The sequence below is a fragment of the Paracoccus sp. (in: a-proteobacteria) genome, assembly GCF_035556475.1.
Taxonomy (GTDB): domain Bacteria; phylum Pseudomonadota; class Alphaproteobacteria; order Rhodobacterales; family Rhodobacteraceae; genus Paracoccus.
In genome coordinates this window covers 16594-31745 of sequence record NZ_DATMFA010000083.1, presented here as the reverse complement: position 1 = coordinate 31745, position 15152 = coordinate 16594, and the positions used below count along the sequence as shown (strand labels likewise).

General features: G+C 66.1%; 16 protein-coding genes. 7 read left to right on the top strand and 9 right to left on the bottom strand.

The window, feature by feature from the left end:
- Positions 1-2: 2 nt before the first annotated feature.
- The gene (locus VNQ78_RS10805; RefSeq protein WP_325689525.1) at positions 3-1784 is read right to left on the bottom strand and encodes an adenine deaminase; all 1782 of its coding nucleotides are present in this window, start codon (positions 1782-1784) and stop codon (positions 3-5) included.
- Between the two features lie 63 nt (positions 1785-1847).
- Between VNQ78_RS10805 and recO the strand changes: the two genes are divergently transcribed.
- A complete protein-coding gene (gene recO, locus VNQ78_RS10800; protein ID WP_325689595.1) occupies positions 1848-2606 on the top strand; it encodes a DNA repair protein RecO in 759 nt (252 codons plus the stop codon).
- On the opposite strand, the gene VNQ78_RS10795 is transcribed toward recO, so the two are convergent.
- On the bottom strand, positions 2591-3010 hold the full coding sequence (locus VNQ78_RS10795; protein WP_325689523.1) for an META domain-containing protein: 420 nt from the start codon (positions 3008-3010) through the stop codon (positions 2591-2593). The genes recO and VNQ78_RS10795 overlap by 16 nt on opposite strands.
- 154 nt (positions 3011-3164) lie before the next feature.
- On the opposite strand from VNQ78_RS10795, the gene VNQ78_RS10790 reads away from it, so the two are divergent.
- From VNQ78_RS10790 to VNQ78_RS10770, 5 genes are read left to right on the top strand one after another with little or no spacing between them, the layout of a single operon-like run.
- Positions 3165-3938 (top strand): sulfite exporter TauE/SafE family protein, encoded by a 774-nt coding sequence (locus VNQ78_RS10790; RefSeq protein WP_325689521.1) that lies wholly within the window; start codon positions 3165-3167, stop codon positions 3936-3938.
- 27 nt (positions 3939-3965) lie between these two features.
- Complete coding sequence (gene dapE, locus VNQ78_RS10785) at positions 3966-5114, top strand: succinyl-diaminopimelate desuccinylase (RefSeq protein ID WP_325689519.1); 1149 nt, start codon at positions 3966-3968, stop codon at positions 5112-5114.
- Positions 5111-5527: a GNAT family N-acetyltransferase gene (locus tag VNQ78_RS10780; protein ID WP_325689517.1), complete on the top strand. Its 417-nt coding sequence runs from the start codon at positions 5111-5113 to the stop codon at positions 5525-5527. Before dapE ends, VNQ78_RS10780 begins: the two co-directional genes overlap by 4 nt.
- Positions 5528-6043, top strand: a complete 516-nt coding sequence (locus tag VNQ78_RS10775; protein ID WP_325689515.1) for a hypothetical protein — start codon at positions 5528-5530, stop codon at positions 6041-6043.
- A 49-nt stretch (positions 6044-6092) separates the two neighbouring features.
- Positions 6093-7472 carry a glutamate--cysteine ligase gene (locus tag VNQ78_RS10770; protein WP_325689513.1) on the top strand — a complete coding sequence of 460 codons (1380 nt, stop codon included), beginning with the start codon at positions 6093-6095 and terminating at the stop codon, positions 7470-7472.
- A gap of 49 nt (positions 7473-7521) precedes the next feature.
- On the opposite strand, the gene VNQ78_RS10765 is transcribed toward VNQ78_RS10770, so the two are convergent.
- The 6 genes from VNQ78_RS10765 to VNQ78_RS10740 form a co-directional block, all read right to left on the bottom strand.
- Positions 7522-7944, bottom strand: a complete 423-nt coding sequence (locus VNQ78_RS10765; protein WP_325689511.1) for a DUF2852 domain-containing protein — start codon at positions 7942-7944, stop codon at positions 7522-7524.
- Between the two features lie 84 nt (positions 7945-8028).
- Positions 8029-8637: a TetR/AcrR family transcriptional regulator gene (locus tag VNQ78_RS10760; RefSeq protein ID WP_325689509.1), complete on the bottom strand. Its 609-nt coding sequence runs from the start codon at positions 8635-8637 to the stop codon at positions 8029-8031.
- 10 nt (positions 8638-8647) lie between these two features.
- Complete coding sequence (locus VNQ78_RS10755; protein WP_325689507.1) at positions 8648-8938, bottom strand: HPr family phosphocarrier protein; 291 nt, start codon at positions 8936-8938, stop codon at positions 8648-8650.
- A complete protein-coding gene (locus VNQ78_RS10750; RefSeq protein ID WP_325689505.1) occupies positions 8935-9360 on the bottom strand; it encodes a PTS fructose transporter subunit IIA in 426 nt (141 codons plus the stop codon). Before VNQ78_RS10750 ends, VNQ78_RS10755 begins: the two co-directional genes overlap by 4 nt.
- Positions 9361-9386: 26 nt before the next feature.
- Entirely contained in the window at positions 9387-10343 is a 957-nt protein-coding gene (gene rapZ, locus VNQ78_RS10745; protein ID WP_414694060.1) for an RNase adapter RapZ, read from the bottom strand.
- Positions 10344-10411: 68 nt separating this feature from the next.
- Positions 10412-10852, bottom strand: coding sequence for an HPr kinase/phosphatase C-terminal domain-containing protein (locus VNQ78_RS10740; RefSeq protein ID WP_325689503.1), 441 nt, complete (start codon positions 10850-10852; stop codon positions 10412-10414).
- Between the two features lie 214 nt (positions 10853-11066).
- On the opposite strand from VNQ78_RS10740, the gene VNQ78_RS10735 reads away from it, so the two are divergent.
- Positions 11067-12665 (top strand): phosphoenolpyruvate carboxykinase, encoded by a 1599-nt coding sequence (locus tag VNQ78_RS10735; protein WP_325689501.1) that lies wholly within the window; start codon positions 11067-11069, stop codon positions 12663-12665.
- 211 nt (positions 12666-12876) lie between these two features.
- Here the strand turns inward: VNQ78_RS10735 and rnr are convergent, their stop codons facing one another.
- Entirely contained in the window at positions 12877-15141 is a 2265-nt protein-coding gene (gene rnr / locus VNQ78_RS10730) for a ribonuclease R (protein WP_325689499.1), read from the bottom strand.
- Positions 15142-15152: the final 11 nt, after the last annotated feature.

Sequence of the window (15152 nt, the reverse complement as noted above, 5' to 3'; positions counted from 1 at the left end):
ACTCACGGGTCGAGCAAAAGATCGACCAGTTCGAAACTGCGCACGTCGACGATGCCCAGATCCGAGATGCGGAGTTCGGGAATCACCACCAGCGCCAGCAGCGAGTGCTGCATATAGGCGTTGTTGAGCGTGCAGCCGCAATCCTGCATCGCCCTGACGATACCCTGCGCGGCCTCGGCCACCTCCTCGGCGGGGCGGTCGGACATCAGCCCGGCAATGGGCAAAGCGACGCTGGCAAGCTCCGCCCCGTCGCGAAAGACGGTGACGCCGCCGCCGATCCGGCCCAGATGGTTCGCGGCCGCCGCCATCGTCTCGCGGTCGGTGCCGACGACGATCATGTGGTGGCTGTCATGGGCCACGGTCGAAGCGACCGCGACCTTGCCCTGATAGCCGAAGCCCGCGACGAAGCCGTTGACCACGCCGCCGGTGCCGCGATGGCGTTCGACCAGCGCGATCTGGCAGATCTCGCCCGTGCCCTCGACGATCCCGTCGCGGATCGGCAGATCGGCTTCCAGCGCGCGGGTGGGCGCCTGATTCTCGACCACGCCGATCACGCGGACGCGGGCGCTGTCGCCCTCGGCCCGGACCTCGAAATCCGGGGCGGCGAGTTTCTTGCCGAGGCGGACCGAATGGCGCGCGCGGTCGGGCCAGTCGATGCGCGGGCAATCGACGAGCAGGCGGCCACCCTCGGCCACGAGCCGGCCTTGCGCAATCACCACCTCGACCGGAAGTTCGCGGAGGTTGGAGGTAAGGATCACATCCGCCCGCCGGCCGGGGGTGATGGAGCCAAGCTCGCGCTCCTGCCCGAAATGGCTGGCGGGATTGATCGTCGCCATCTGGATCGCCACCAGCGGGTCGCAGCCGCAGGCAATGGCGTGGCGCACCACCCGGTTCATATGCCCCTCATGCACCAGCGTGCCGGAATGGCTGTCATCGGTGCAGAGGATGAAGAAGCGCGGGTCGAGGCCCTTTTCGGTGATCGCGGTGATCTGGGTCTCGACATCATACCAGGCCGAACCCAGCCGCATCATGCAGCCCATGCCCTGCCGGACACGGGCGATGCCCTGCGCCTCGCTGGTGGTCTCGTGATCGTCAGCCGCGCCGCCGGCGACATAGGCATGGAAGGGCCGGCCCAGATCGGGGCTGGCGTAATGGCCGCCGACGGTCTTGCCCGCCGCGCGCGTCGCCGCGATCTCGCCCAGCATCTGAGCATTACCCGCCGCGACGCCGGGGAAGTTCATCATCTCGCCCAGACCGATGATCCCCTCCCAGCCCATGGCCTGCGCGACCTCGCCCTCGGTGATCGGGCTGCCGGTGGTTTCCAGTCCGGGGGCCGAGGGCGCGCAGCTGGGCATCTGGGTGAACATGCTGATCGGCTGGATCAGCGATTCGTCCCGCATCAGCCTGACCCCTTCGAGGCCGAGGACATTCGCCACCTCATGCGGGTCGTGGAAGATCGTGGTGGTGCCATGCGGGATGACGGCGGCGGCGAAACCGGCCGGCGTCAGCATACCCGATTCGACATGCATATGCGCGTCGATCAGGCCGGGCAGCATGTAGCGGCCCCGCGCCTCGATCACCTGCGTTTCGGGTCCGATCGAGACCGTCGCATCCGGCCCGACATAGGCCACCCGTCCGTCCGCCACGGCCACGTCGGTCCCCTCGATCAACTCGCGCGTGTGGACGTTGACCCAGATCCCGCCCCGGATCACCAGATCCGCGAATGCCCGCCCCGCCGCCACTTCGACCAGTCTGGCTTGCGCTTCGATCCAGGGTTTCAACATGACATTCTCCTTGTTCACTTCCGCCAATCTGCGGCAGGGTGACGGCGAAGGAAAGGCGTGACGATGGAATGGCAGGGCGAGGCGACCGTGATGCGTCAGCGCAAGCATGGCGAGAACGCCGTGATCCTGACCGTCCTGTCGCGCGATGCCGGGCTTGTCTCGGGCCTTGTCCCCGGCGGGGCGAGCAGCAAGCGCGGCGCGATGCTGCAACCCGGAAACCGCCTTGGCCTGCGCTGGCGCGCCCGGATCGAGGAGCATCTGGGCACCTTCTCGGTCGAGCCGCTGCGCGCGCGCCCAGGCCTCATGCAAAGCGGCGATGCGCTGGCGGGGGTGAATGCGGTCACGGCGCTGCTAACCTATGCCCTGCCCGAGCGCGATCCCCATCCCCTGCTTGCCGATGCGACCGAGGCGCTGCTGGATCAGATCGACGCCGGGACGCCCTGGGCCGAGGCGTATCTGCGTTGGGAGATGCTGCTGCTGGAGGAGATGGGCTTCGGCCTCGACCTTGGCAGTTGCGCGGTGACCGGTACGCGCGAGGGGCTGGCCTATGTCAGTCCGCGTTCGGGCCGGGCGGTCAGTGCGGGTGCTGCGGGCGAATGGGCGTCGCGCCTGCTGCCGCTGCCGGCGATGCTGGGCGGGCGCGGCAATGGCGGGCTGGCCGAGGCTTTCGCCCTGACCGGCCATTTCCTGCACACCCGTCTGGCCGAGATCCACACCGGCAAGCCCCTGCCAGCCGCGCGGGCGCGGCTGGTGGCGCGGCTGGCCCCCGGAGAGGGGCAGCCGGGGCTAGAGGACCGTGGGGACGGTCACTCCTTCCGGTAGCCCGGCTCGAAGGTCAGGTATTCCGCCCCGGTGATGGTCAGAACCCCGCCGAGATAGCTGATGCCATCCGCCTGCGAGAGCGCGTTGAAATACCGCTGCTCAAGCCGGCCACGATTGCCGCCACAGGCCATTCGCGTCGTGGTCAGCGGCGAGAGCTTGAAGCCCGGCGGTTCCGCGGTCTGCGAGGCCGAGTAATGGTTGCAGGGCGCCTGCCCCGAGACCGAGCCATTCGCCTCGATCGTGATGCCGACATTGCGCTGCGGCACGGTATCCGAGCCGATGCCGACGAGAATGTAGGGCCCGGTCGGGATACTGCTGCCCGCCCCGCTGGATGTCGTAGGCTCGCAGGCGGCGAGCGTGGCCAGCGCGGCGGCCGCGGCAGAGAGACTGAGAAGGCGGGTCATTGGCAGCTCCGTTCTGTGCATTCCCGACATAATGCCTGAACGCCAACATCTGTCCAGTCGGGGTCCGTTTTTTCGCGCAAGGACAGTCACCTGCATGCAATGGCCTGCGCCGTCGCGGCCTTGCATCCGCCGGCCGAGCGGCTAAGGGTGGCGCATGCTCGGCCTCGACCCCACCGTTTTCTGGATCGCGATCGCGGTCACGCTGTTCTCCGGCTTCGTGAAGGGCGCGATCGGCTTTGCCATGCCGATGATCATGCTGTCGGCGCTGGGGTCGATCCTGACGGCGCAGCAGGCGCTGGCGGCAGTGATTCTGCCGGTGCTGGTCACGAATGTCCGGCAGGCTTTGCGACAGGGCATCGGCCCGGCATGGCAGACCACATGGGCCTTCCGCTGGCATATCGCCATGGTCGCGGTCTTCATCCCGATCAGCGCGATGTTCGCGACCCGTGTGCCGCAATGGGCGATGTTCGCGCTGCTGGGCGGTCCGATCATGCTTTTCGCCCTGTGGCAGCTCGCGGGCCGCAGCCTCGTGCTGCCGGTCCATCACCGCCGCCGGGTCGAGATCGTGACCGGCATCATCGGCGGCCTCTATGGCGGCATCTCGGGGATCTGGGGACCGCCGCTGCTGGTCTATCTGCTGTCGATCCATGCCCCCAAGGACGAACAGATGCGCGCGCAAGGCGTGGTCTTCACGCTGGGCGCGGCGGTGCTGACCCTCTCGCACCTGCATTCGGGCCTGCTGGCGGGGCCGAACCTGCAGCTTTCTGCGGCGCTGGTGATTCCCGCCGTAATCGGCATGGGGCTTGGCTATCTTGCGCATGACCGGCTGGATGTGGCCCAGTTCCGGCGCTGGACGCTGATCCTTCTGGTGCTGACCGGCCTCAATCTGCTGCGGCGCGCGCTGGAACTGCTGGGCGTGCCGGTGTAATCCGCCTGTGAACATCAGGAGACGACCATGACCGCAATCCCGGATCCCGCCGACCTGACCGCCCGTCTGATCCGCTGTCCCTCCGTCACGCCCGAGGAGGGCGGCGCGCTGGTCCTGCTGGCCGAGGAACTCGGCGCGGCGGGGTTCGAATGCCACCGCGTCGACCGGAACGGCACCCCGAACCTGTTCGCACGCTGGGGCGCCAAGGGCGCGGCGCGCAGCTTCGGCTTCAACGGCCATACCGATGTCGTGCCGCCGGGCGATCCGGCAAGCTGGACCCATCCCCCCTTCTCGGGCCATGAGGAGAACGGCTGGATCTGGGGCCGGGGCGCCACCGACATGAAATCCGGCGTCGCGGCCTTCACCGCCGCCGCCATCGCCTTCTCGCGCGGATGCAGCCCGGATGACGCGATCATCCTCGCCATCACCGGGGACGAGGAAGGCCCCAGCACCGATGGCACCACCGCGCTGCTCGACTGGATGGCCGAGAATGGCGAGCGCATGGATGTCTGCATCGTGGGCGAGCCATCGAACCCCGACCATATGGGCGAGATGATCAAGATCGGCCGTCGCGGGTCGATGAACCTCAGGATCGAGGCGCGGGGCGTGCAGGGCCATTCCGCCTATCCCCATCGCGCCCGGAACCCGATCCATGCCCTGACCCGCCTGCTGAACGAGCTGATCGCCGAGCCGCTGGACCACGGGACCGAGCATTTCGACCCCTCGGGCCTGCAGGTCACGACGGTGGATTGCGGCAATGCCGCCACGAACGTCATTCCCGAAAGGGCGCGCGCCGGCATCAACATCCGCTTCAACGACGCCCATACCTCGCATACGCTGGACCGGATGATCCGCGACAAGGCCGCCGGGATCGAGGTCGAGACGGGGGTGGAGTTCACGATCGAGACGCAGGTATCGGGCGAAAGCTTCCTGACCCGCCCCGGCCCCTTCGTCGAGATGGTGCGCGACGTCGTGCGCGAGGAGACCGGCCTCGACCCGGTCCTTTCCACCTCGGGCGGGACTTCGGACGCGCGCTTCGTCAAGGATCATTGCCCGGTCCTTGAATTCGGGCTGGTCGGCCATTTCATGCATCAGGTGAACGAGCGGGTGCCAGCCGATCAGGTCCGGCAACTCTCGCGCATCTACCTGCGCATTCTGGAGCGTTATTTCGCATGATCGAGAAAACCGACGATATTCCCGCCTGTCGGGCCATCCGGCGCGAGGTCTTCGTGGTCGAGCAATCCGTCCCCGAGGAAGACGAATGGGACGACCTCGACGGCGAGGCGATCCATCTGCTGGCGTTGGACGATGCCCGCCAGCCGATCGGCACGGCGCGCATCCTGCTGCAGGGCGACACCGGCAAGATCGGTCGCGTCGCGGTGGTGAAATCTGCGCGCGGCACCGGCATGGGCGCGGCGCTGATCCGCGCCGCGCTGGACGAGCTTCGGGCCCTGCCCGGCATCACCCGCGCCAAGCTGGGCGCGCAGACCCATGCGATCGGTTTTTACGAAAAGCTGGGCTTTACCGCCTATGGCCCGGAATATGACGATGCCGGGATCCCGCATCGCGACATGGTCCGGGAGTTGTGATTGATCCGGCCCGAGCTTGCCGAGAAACTGCGACCCTGGGCCGAGACGCTTTCGGCGCTGGCCGCAATGGCTTTCGGCTTCTGGGTGATCTCGCTCGGCGGCTGGGTGTTCTGGCCGCTTGGCGGGCTGATCGCTGCGGTATCGGGGGCATGGGCGCTTGATGCGCGCCGGCGGATGCGCTTTCGCCGCAGCGTCACCGCGCCGGGCGTCATCGAACTGGACGAGGGCGCGATCCGCTACCTCTCACCCGACCGTATCCTTGGCGGAGAGATCGCGCTGCGCGACCTGTCCGAAATTCGGCTGATGCGGCTTTCCGGGCGCAGCCATTGGCGACTGAAAAGCGTTGACGGACAGGCGCTTCTGATCCCGGTCGATGCCCGCGGGGCCGAGTTGCTGGCCAGCGCCTTCGCCGCGCTGCCGGGCCTCGACATGGGGCGCGTCTCGGCCGCGCTGGCCGAAGACGGGCCTGCGATCCAGACCCTTTGGCGCAGGCACGGATACACCCGCTTGACTTGAAGCGCAGGGCTTGCCACCTGTGGCATCCAAGGCAGATGAAAGGCCACCGATGTCCATTCCCCAACAGGGCGGCGGCCCGATCGAACGTCCCGAGCAGCTTGCCGAATACATTGCCTCGGGCGAAAAACCCAAGGAGGCGTGGCGCATCGGGACCGAACACGAGAAGTTCGGCTATCGCCATTCCGACCTGATGCCCCTGCCCTATGACGCGCCCGATGGCGCCCCCAGCGTGCGCGCCATGCTGGAGGGGATCGGCAAGCGCTTCAACTGGAACCCCGTCAGCGAGGCGGGAAAGATCATCGGCCTCGAACGCGACGGCGCGAATATCAGCCTCGAGCCGGGCGGCCAGCTTGAGCTTTCCGGCGCCCCGGTCGAGACGATCCACCAGACCTGCGACGAGGTGAACGGCCATCTGGCCGAGGTCAAGGCCGTCGCGGACGAGCTTGGCGCTGGCTTCATCGGCCTTGGCGCCGCGCCGATCTGGACGCAGGACCAGATGCCGATGATGCCCAAGGGGCGCTACCGGCTGATGACCGACTATATGGGCCGGGTCGGAGAGCTTGGCACGCAGATGATGTATCGCACCTGCACCGTGCAGGTGAACCTCGACTTCGCGAGCGAGGCGGACATGGTCCAGAAGCTGCGCGTGGCGCTGGCGCTGCAACCGGTCGCGACGGCGCTTTTCGCCAATTCGCCCTTCCTCGACGGCAAGCCCAACGGCATGAAAAGCTGGCGCGCGCATATCTGGCAGAACCTCGACGAGGCGCGCACGGGCCTGCTGCCCTTCGCCTTCGAAAACGGCATGGGCTATGAGGCTTGGGTGGACTACGTCCTCGATGTGCCCATGTATTTCGTCTATCGCGACGGGAAATATATCGACGCGCTCGGCCAGAGCTTCCGCGACTTCATGCAGGGCAAGCTGCCCGCCCTGCCAGGCGAGATCCCGACGCTTTCCGACTGGGCCGACCACCTGACCACGGTGTTCCCCGAGGCGCGGGTCAAGAAATTCATCGAGATGCGCGGCGCGGATGGCGGCCCATGGCGGCGGCTTTGCGCGCTGCCCGCGCTCTGGGTCGGGCTGATCTATGACCAAGGCGCGCTCGATGCCGCGTGGGATCTCTGCCGCGGCTGGAACGCCGAGCAGCGCAACGGCCTGCGCGTCGCCGCCGCCCGTCAGGGCCTTCAGGGCGAGTTCGAGGGGCTGAACCTGCGCGACATCTCCCGCGAGGTGCTGGACATCGCCGAACACGGGCTGAAGGCGCGGGCACGGACCGGCGCGGGCGGGTTGATCCCGGATGAGACGCATTTCCTGAACACGCTTCGGGAAAGCGTCGATACCGGCAAGGCCCCGGCCGATGAACTGCTGGAGAAGTATCACGGCGAATGGGGCGGCGATCTCAGCCGCATCTACGCCGAATATTCCTATTGAACGGAAAAGGGCCGGGGTGATCCCCGGCCCGTTTCACATCTGACTGGTCTTAGCTTTGCAGATCGCGCGGTTCGTTGCGGTTCTGCATGAACTGGTCGAACTCGGCCTTGTCCTTGGCCTCGCGCAGCTTTTGCAGGAAATCGACAAATTCGCGATGCTCGTCCTCGAGGCGCTTCAGCGTTTCGTCGCGATAGGCGTCGAAAGCTGCGTTTCCGGTCGGCCCCGAGAGGCCGCGTCCCGAAAAGCGGGCGTGGCGGTCATGGTGATGGCGGTGACGGCAGGAAAACATGCGTTTGCTCCAGATCATATAGCCGAGAATGGCGAGGCCGACGGGCCAGCAAAAGACGAAGCCGAGGATCATGGCGATGATCCAGGCCCCCTTGCCGCGTTCGTCCAGCCAGTCCCGGATCCCGGCAAGCGCCGATCCGATCCTGTCCATGAGGGACGGTCGCGGGGCGATAATGGTGTTCATTGGCGGTCCCTTTCAATGTGAATGTTAATCACATTTACATAGATGTGGCGCGCCAAAGCCGGCTTCAATAGGTCGGTCGAAAATTTATTCGGTGATGACGCCCAGCCCGCGCAGATAGATCAGGGTGCCGCTTTCCAGCATATCCTGAGGCGAGATGGGAGAGCGCCCGCCCGGCTTGCCGCGGCTGAAAAGCTCGACCACGCCATGGCTCAGCGCCCAGATATGGTCGGCGGCCATGCCCGCGGGCGGACGGCGACCGGCGGGGATGTGCTGGAACAGATCCTCGGCCGCGCGCAGCAGGGTGCCGCGCGCCCGCTCGGCCGCCAGCGTCAGGGCCGAGTTCCCGGCGATCGAGATGCCGGATTCGAACATGGCGATGTAATAACCCCGCCGCTCGGCCGCGAAGGCCAGATAGGCCTGCCCCATGGCGAGGAAGGAACTGAGCGGCGTGCGCCCCGTCTCCAGCGCCGCACCCAGCCGGTCGGCAAATTCCTCGAAGCCCTGCCGGGCGATCTCCTCGACCAGCTCGTCACGGCCGGTGAAATGCCGATAGGGCGCGGCGGCGCTGACGCCGACCAGACGCGCCGCTTCGGCCAGGGTAAAGCCCTGCGGCCCCTTCTCCTCGATCAGACGGACCGAGGCATCGACCAGCGCCTGGCGCAGATTGCCATGGTGATAGGATTCGCGGGCCACGGCGCAGGCCTTACATGCCTTCGCCGAAATAATCCCCGACAAGCGCGCTCAGCGCCTCGGCCAGCTCATGCGCCTGAACGCCGCGCGTGATCACCCGGATCGTGCTGCCGCGCGGCGCGGTCAGCATCAGCAGGCCCATGATCGAATCGCCCGACACGCTCAGCCCGTCCTTTTCCACGGTGGCGCTGGCATCGAAGCGTTCGACCGTCTCGACGAATTTCGCGCTGGCCCGCGCGTGCAGGCCCTTTTCGTTGATGATTTTCAGATCGCGGGCAACAGACCCGTTGCTCATGTCATTCATGAAGCGGCACGGTTCGGCACGGGAATGATATCGGCGGGCAGGACATCATAGCTGTTGATGTATTTCCGCCCCGCATCCTTGGCCAGCGTCACCGCATCGGCGACCGAGAGTTTGCGCGACTTCGCCAGCTTCACCAGCATCGGCAGGTTCGCACCATATAGTATCGAGCGGTTGCGCGCATGACAGGCCAGAAGCGACAGGTTCGACGGCGATCCCCCGAACAGATCGGTCACGACGACCACACCATCGCCGGTATCGACGGAGTCGGCGGCGGCGCAGATTTCTGCCTGCTTCTCTCCGCGATCGTGATTCTCCTCGATCATCACGGCTCGAATTCCAGCTTGTGGTCCCACGACATGCTCTACCGCCGAAAGATATTCCCGCGCGAGCCCTCCGTGCGCCACGATGACAATTCCGATCAACTTACCCCACCAAATATGGTCTGCCGTCAAAGCTGCGCCGGAACCGCGCGCTGGTCCAAGGTCTGACCGTCGTCCGCAGGTGCCGGCGCCTTCTCACGGCGTTCAAGTTCCCTATGTCTAGTTGACACCTGCCAGCCGCCTTTCGCAAGCGCATCAGCCATCTTTTCAGCCATAGTGACGGAACGGTGTTGCCCGCCAGTGCATCCGAAACCGATCACGAGATGCGCCTTGCCCTCTTCAAGATGGGCAGGCAGGGCAAAAAGAACAAGATCACGCACCCTTTCAAAGAACTCCGCGAATCGGGGATCGGCGGTGACATAGGCCTGCACCTCGGGATTGCGGCCATCCAAGGGGCGCAGCCCCGGTTCCCAATGTGGGTTGGCCAGAAAGCGGCAATCGAACATCATGTCGACGCCTCGAGGCACGCCGCGCTTATAGGAAAACGACTGGACCGACACGGTAAGACGCCGGCCCCGGTCGACCTCGAACCACCGCGCGAGTTCCGCCTTGAGGTCATGCGGCGACAGTTCGGAGGTGTCGACCAGCACATCGGCGCGCGATTTGACTGCGGCCAACATGTCACGCTCTGCAATAATCGCATCAAGCGGCGACCCCTCGCTGCGCAGCGGGTGGCGGCGACGGGTTTCATTGAAACGCCGCAAAAGCTGCTCGGTCGAACAGTCGAGATAAAGCACTTCCGGCTCGTAATCGGGCAGCCGGGTCAGCCGGTCGATCAGCTCGATCAGGTTCGCGGCCGAGAAATCGCGATTGCGGACATCCAGCCCCAGCGCCAGCGGCACGCCGCGCGCCGGCCCGTCCAGCAGGCGCGGCACCAGCGACAGCGGCAGGTTGTCGATCGCCTCGTAGCCAAGATCCTCGAGCACGTCGATCGCGGTCGACCGCCCCGCCCCCGAGGGGCCGGTGACCAGCACGACGCGCTGGGTATGATCGTCGGATTTCACCGTCTCTTCCATGCCGTCCATGGCCTGCCGCCGAATTGCCGCCAGAGTATCACCGCCGCAGTCAGGGGACCCGCGCCCATGCGCTGAGGTCAAGCCCCGTCGCGGTCCCAGCGTCCCGCAAGCAAATATTGTCGCAGGACTGGTGCAAGATGACCATGTCCCTGACCAAGGACAAGGGGCAGTTGAACGCCCAAGAGGCCAATCGTCCTGAAAGGCGGCAACCGGTCGGGCTCCGGGCGGTCCAGATCGACCGCAAGCGCCAGCTCGACCGGCCCCGCCGGGCTGGCAGAGAGGATCCCCACCCCCCGTGCCTCGATCCGACCGCGAATCGCTTCCGGGCAATCCGCGATCAGGACCGCACCGCGCCGTTCGATCCGCGTGCGGTCATCGGCGACAAGCCCCGCGCCAAGCGCCATCATCGAGAGCGCGAGCGAGGACTTCCCCGCCCCCGAGGCGCCGAGAATCACCACTCCCCTGCCCCCGATCGCGACACAGGAGGCGTGAATCGTCTGCGGTTCTCTATCATGCATCGTAGAAACTATTTTCTCGTTTTGGTTAAAAATCCGGCCGCCTGCCGCTCCGATCTTGTCCTGCAAGCCCCGGCAGGCACGAATGTTGGCGCGAACATTCGCTGGTTGCGCTAAACATTCGTTCATCGCCGGTTTCGCCACAGTTCTGCCATGCTATAGCACGGGCCAACGGCAGGTCTCGTACCGGCCAAGGATCATCAGGAGCTTTCAGGACATGTCCGAACCGCGCGTTAATCCGAATTGCCGTCTCGAGGATCAGGGGATCTCGGGGCTTGGCAATGTCCATTACAACCTGATCGAGCCCGCCCTGGTCGAGGCTGCCATCGCGCGCGGCGAAGGCAAGCTTGGTCTGGGTGGCACCTTCCTCGTCTCGACCGGCGCGCATACCGGCCGCTCGCCCAAGGACAAGCATGTCGTCCGCACCCCCTCGGTCGAGGATTCGATCTGGTGGGAAAACAACAAGCCGATGTCCCCCGAGGCCTTTGATACCCTCTATGCCGACATGCTCGCGCATATGAAGGGCAAGGACTATTTCGTGCAGGACCTTTATGGCGGCGCGGACCCGGCGCTGCGCCTTGACGTGCGCGTCGTGACCGAACTTGCCTGGCACAACCTGTTCATCCGCCACCTGCTGCGCCGCCCCGAGGCCGCGGAACTGGCCAGCTTCGTGCCGGAATTCACCATCATCAACTGCCCGACCTTCAAGGCCGACCCCGCGCGCCACGGCTGCCGCTCGGAAACGGTGATCGCGCTCAACTTCGACAAGAAGCTGATCCTGATCGGCAATACCGCCTATGCGGGCGAGAACAAGAAGTCGGTCTTCACGCTGCTGAACTACCTCCTGCCCGAGAAGGGCGTGATGCCGATGCATTGCTCGGCCAACCACGCGATCGGCAACCCGGACGATTCGGCCATCTTCTTCGGCCTGTCGGGCACCGGCAAGACCACGCTCTCGGCCGACCCGTCGCGCGTGCTGATCGGCGATGACGAGCATGGCTGGTCCGACCACGGCATCTTCAACTTCGAAGGCGGCTGCTACGCGAAGACGATCAACCTCTCGGCCGAGGCCGAGCCCGAGATCTACGCCACCTGCTTCAACTTCGGCACCGTGATCGAGAACATGGTCTACGACCCCGACACGCTGGAGCTGGACTTCGACGACAACTCGATCACCGACAACATGCGTTGCGCCTACCCGCTCGACCAGATCTCGAACGCGTCCGAGACCTCGCTGGGCGGCATGCCGAAGAACGTGATCATGCTGACCTGCGACGCCTATGGCGTGCTGCCGCCGATCGCGCGGCTGACCCCGGCGCAGGCGATGTATCACTTCCTGTCGGGCTTCACCTCGAAGACCCCGGGCACCGAAGTCGGCGTGACCGAGCCGACGCCGACCTTCTCGACCTGCTTCGGCGCCCCCTTCATGCCGCGCCGCCCCGAGGTCTATGGCAAGCTGCTGCAGGAGAAGATCAACTCGAACGGCGCGACCTGCTGGCTGGTGAATACCGGCTGGACCGGCGGCGCCTTCGGCACCGGCAAGCGCATGCCCATCAAGGCGACCCGCGCGCTGCTGACCGCCGCGCTCGACGGTTCGCTGAATGACGCACAGTTCCGCAAGGATCCGAATTTCGGCTTCGAGGTTCCGGTCTCGGTTCCGGGCGTCGAGGACAAGCTGCTGGACCCGCGCCAGACCTGGGCCGAACCCGAGGCCTATGATGCGCAGGCAAGGAAGCTGGTCGGCATGTTCAGCGACAACTTCGCCCAATATGCCGACAAGATCGACGCCGACGTCCGCGCGGCAGCCATCGGCTGAGCCCGCGTCCAGGGAATGAAGAAAAGGGCGGCCCGTCGAGGCCGCCCTTTTTCTGTTCAGGACCGTCGCCCGAGAGGGGGCTTCGCCCCCGCGCGTTCCGCGCTCCCCCAAGGGTATTTTGAAAACGGTGAATATCTGGGAGCCGCCAGAATGCGTCTTTCACTGTTTCTCAAATACCCCGCGGGGGTCCGGGGGCGCAAAGCCCCCGGCGCTAACGATCGCGGCGGATGCGGCGGCGCTTCTGCGCGCGCTTGACCTCGGCCAGCCGCGCCTGTGTGGCGCGCTTGCGCATCGGCCCCTTGCCGCGTTGGCCCGCGCCACCCTGCGGCATCGGGCGGCCACCGACCTCCAGCAGTTCCAGCATCAGCCCGCCGGTGGTCGGCACTGCCTCGGCGAGGCGGACGGTCACGCGCTGGCCGATGCCGATCTCGAGCCCGGATTCGGAGCCCATCAGGATCTGCGCCACGGGATCGTAGTGGAAATACTCGCGCCCGATCTCGCGGATGGGCAGGAGGCCGTCGGCGCCGGTCTCATCGAGGCGGACGAAGGCGCCGAATTTCTGCACGCCGCTGATGCGGCCGGTGAACTCAGCCCCCACGCGTTCGGCGAGGAAAGCGGCGAGGTAGCGGTCGGTCGTGTCGCGCTCAGCCGCCATCGAGCGGCGTTCGGTTTCGGAGATCTGTTTCGCCGTCTCGCTCAGATTCTCGATATCCCAGTGCGAGAGGCCGTCATCACCCCATTTATGGCCCATGATCAGGGCGCGATGCACGATCAGGTCGGAATAGCGCCGGATCGGCGAGGTGAAATGCGCGTATGAGCGCAGGGCCAGTCCGAAATGGCCGTAATTCTCGGGGTGGTAATAGGCCTGCTGCATCGAGCGCAGCGCGGTCATGTTGATCAGCTCGTCGAAATCCGAGCCCTCGGCCTGTTCGAGGAGGTTGTTCAGGTGGCGGGTCTGCAGCACCTGCCCCTTGGCCAGCGTGAAGCCCGAGGCCTCGGCCACCTCGCGCAGGGCCTCGAGCTTTTCGACCGAGGGTTCCTCGTGGACGCGGTAAAGCAATGGCCGGCGCAAGCGCTCGAGTTCCTCGGCGGCGGCGACATTGGCCAGGACCATAAATTCCTCGATCAGCCGGTGGGCGTCGAAGCGGTCGCGGAAGTTTACCGATTTCACCCTTCCGTCCGGGGTCAGGACGATTTTGCGTTCAGGCAGGTCCAGTTCCAGCGGCTGACGGCGGGCGCGCGCGGCCTTGAGCAGGTCATAGGCATGCCAGAGCGGGCGAATGACGCTCTCTCCCAGCGGCGCGGTCTGTTCGTCCGGGTTCCCGTCCGCCGCGGACTGCGCCTGTTCATAGCTGAGGCTCGCCGCCGAATGCATCATGCCGCGGTGGAAGCTGTGGCTCGTCTTGTTGCCCAGCGCGTCAAGCCGCATCCTGACCGCGATCACCGGCCGGTCCACCCCCTCATGCAGCGAGCAGAGATCGCCCGAAAGGATATCGGGCAGCATCGGCACCACCCGGTCGGGGAAATAGCTGGAATTGCCGCGCTTCCGCGCCTCGTGGTCGAGCGGAGTGTTCGGGCGGACGTAATGCGCCACATCGGCGATGGCGACCCAGATATCGGCGCCGCCATCCTCGCGGATCTCGGCCGCGACGGCGTCGTCATGGTCGCGCGCATCCGAGGGGTCGATGGTGACGAGCGGCAGGTGGCGCAGATCCTCGCGCCCCTTCATGGTCGCGGGCTTCGCCGCATCGGCCTCGGCCACGACCTCGTCGGGGAAATCGTCGGGAATACCGTGCTGGTGGATCGCGATAAGGCTGACCGCGCGCGGGGCCGAAGGGTCGCCCAGCCGTTCGAGGATGCGCGCGAAGGGCAGGCCCATGCGGCCCTTGGGGCCGGCCTGCTCGGCCTCGACCAGCTCGCCGTTCTGGGCGCCGTGGACGTCCTCGGGGCGGACCTGCCATTCCTTGTCCTGCCCCTTGTCGATCGGCAGGATGCGCCCGCCCGCCTCGGGATTGGCCGAATTACGGCGGAAGATCCCAACAAGGCGATGCTGGGTGGTGCCAATCCGGCGGATCAGCCGGGCCTGATACTGGTGATCCTCGTTATGGACCTCGATCAGGCGGGCGAGGATACGCTCGCCCGGCGCGGTCGCGGGATCGGCTTTCAGCGGAACATAGAGAATGCGCGGCATCGGCCCGTCGCCCTGCCATTCCATGGGCTTGGCGAAGATATCGCCATCCTTGTCGGGCGGCAGAAGCTGGATGACCGTCACCGGAGGCAGGCGCTCGGCGTCGTGGTAATGGCGGCGGCGGCGCTCCAGCAGCCCCTCGCCCTCCAGCTCCTTCAGCAGGCGCTTCAGCTCGATGCGCTCTGCGCCCTTGATGCCGAAGGCCTTGGCGATGTCGCGCTTGGCGGTGGCGTCAGGATGCGCATGCACCCAGTCGAGAATCTGTTGTCGGGAAGGTAGCTGTGCCATGCGGCCAAGCT